The 1,963-nt window shown below is 68.5% G+C and carries 2 protein-coding genes; both read right to left on the bottom strand.

The genetic code is table 11. The features are described from left to right. Nucleotides 1-735, bottom strand: a 735-nt coding sequence (locus VIR09_RS06995) for a carboxylesterase family protein (protein WP_332012218.1), incomplete at its 3' end; no start/stop codon positions are given. 148 nt (nucleotides 736-883) lie between these two features. Next, on the bottom strand, nucleotides 884-1,834 hold the full coding sequence (locus VIR09_RS06990) for an adenosine deaminase (protein WP_332012217.1): 951 nt from the start codon (nucleotides 1,832-1,834) through the stop codon (nucleotides 884-886). Between the last annotated feature and the right edge of the window lie 129 nt (nucleotides 1,835-1,963).

Raw genomic sequence — 1,963 nt, 5'->3', positions numbered from 1 at the left:
GGGCAATTCGCGCGCGGCGTCTAGCGAGTCGGCGCCCGCGGCCCGCAGGAAGGCCTGTCCCAGCGCGTCGGCCTGCTCTGCGCTGCGAAAGCCCCGGCCCAGCGCCGCGCTTTGCAGGATGGCCCGGGAGAATCGCGGCTTGCGCGCCAGCATGGCGCAGATCGAGGACGCGCCCGCCGATTGGCCCATGACCGTGAGCCGTTCTGGATCGCCGCCCAGGTCCTGGATGTTGTCCAGCACCCAGTCTATGGCGGCTTCCTGATCCAGCAGGCCCGCGTTGGCGGTCTGGCCTGGCACATACAGCCAGCCCAGCGCCGCCAGCCGGTAGTTGACCGCGACCACCACGACGTCTCCGCGCAGCGCGAGGTTCGCGCCGTCGTACCAGTCCAGCGCGCCGCCGCCGCTTTGCCAGGCGCCGCCGTGCAGCCATATGACTACCGGTCGCCGCTTGCCGTCGGCGGCCGGCGTCCACACGGTCAGGTGCAGGCAGTCCTCGGATTGTTCGGCGTTGAAGTCGCCCATGGCGCCGCGCAGGCGCGATGGCAATTGCGGCGCGACCGTTCCCGGCCGGGTGGCGTCGAGCTTGCCGCGCCACGCGGCGGGCTGCGGCGGCGCGAAGCGCAGGCGGCCGATAGGCGCCTGCGCATAGGGAATGGCGCTGTAGCGGCAAACGCCGCCCTGCTGCACGCCGGTCAGCGTGCCTGCCTGCAGCGCCGCCTGGACGAACTGACTCATATCCTGCCCCTTGTGTATTGGTCCATGGCCCGGCCGCGGCAGGCGCCGCGGCGGTCGGACTATGGTAGGGAGGAATGGGTCGCGCCAGGCATGCAGGTTTCGAACATTGCCATGCGCAATCCGCATGGCTGGGCCGGGGGCGCGCTTGCTACTTGACGATGCGCGCGTCCAGGCTGTTGTCCGCCAGGGCCTGGGCCTGGGCGCGCGACATGCCCAGATGGTCGTACAGCGCGTGGAAGTTCTCGTTGACGTAGCCGCCGAAATACGCCGGATCGTCGGAGTTAACGGTGACCTTCACGCCCGCATCCAGCAGCGACAGGATGTTGTGCTCGCGCATGTGCTCGAACACGCGCAGCCGGGTGTTGGATAGCGGACAGACGGTCAGCGGAATCTGCTGGTCGATCAGGCGCGCTATCAACGCCGGATCTTCGGCGGCGCGCACGCCGTGGTCGATGCGCAGCACCTTCAGCAGGTCCAGCGCTTCCCAGATGTATTCGGGCGGGCCTTCCTCGCCCGCGTGCGCCACGCCGGGCAATCCTTCGGCGCGGGCCCGCTCGAACACGCGCTGGAACAGGCGCGGCGGAAAGCCCATTTCACTGCTGTCCAGGCCGACGGCGATGAAAGCGTCGCGGTGGGGCAGCGCGGCCTCCAGCGTGCGCATGGCCTGCTCTTCGGGCAGGTGGCGCAGAAAGCTCAGGATCAGCCCGCTGCTCACGCCCAGCTGCTTGCGGCCGTCTTCCAGCGCCTGGCTGATGCCGCCCAACACTACCTCGAAGGGCACGCCGCGGTCGGTATGGGTCTGCGGATCGAAGAACGGTTCGGTGTGCACCACGTTCTGCTCGCGGCACTTGAGCAGATAGGCCCAGGTCAGGTCGTAGAAATCCTGCTCGGTGCGCAGCACGTCCGCGCCGCGGTAGTAAAGGTCCAGGAATTCCTGGAGATTGCCGTAGTCGTAGGCGGCGCGCAGGGACTCGATGTCCGGCCACGGCAGCGCCACGCCGTTGCGCTGCGCCAGCCGGAACAGCAGCTCGGGTTCGAGCGAACCTTCCAGGTGCAGGTGCAGTTCCGCCTTGGGCAGTGCGTTGAGCCAGTCGTACATGGGTGCTCCGATCAAAAAAGTGTTGCCTGTCCAGGATAACGCGCAACGCGCCGCGCGGCTCAGGCCGTCAGTGCGATGGCGTCGGCCTGGATGGCGAGTTCAAGCTGGGCGGCAAAGGCGCGCGCCTGC

The organism is Achromobacter sp., assembly GCF_036567245.1.
Classification (GTDB): domain Bacteria; phylum Pseudomonadota; class Gammaproteobacteria; order Burkholderiales; family Burkholderiaceae_B; genus Achromobacter.
Note: the sequence above shows the minus strand (reverse complement) of the source record. Positions and strands in the feature narration are given on the sequence as shown.

Coding starts and splice junctions, on each gene's coding strand:
- VIR09_RS06990 (WP_332012217.1), bottom strand. CDS start 1,834: ATGTACGACTGGCTCAACGCACTGCCCAAGGCGGAACTGCACCTGCAC.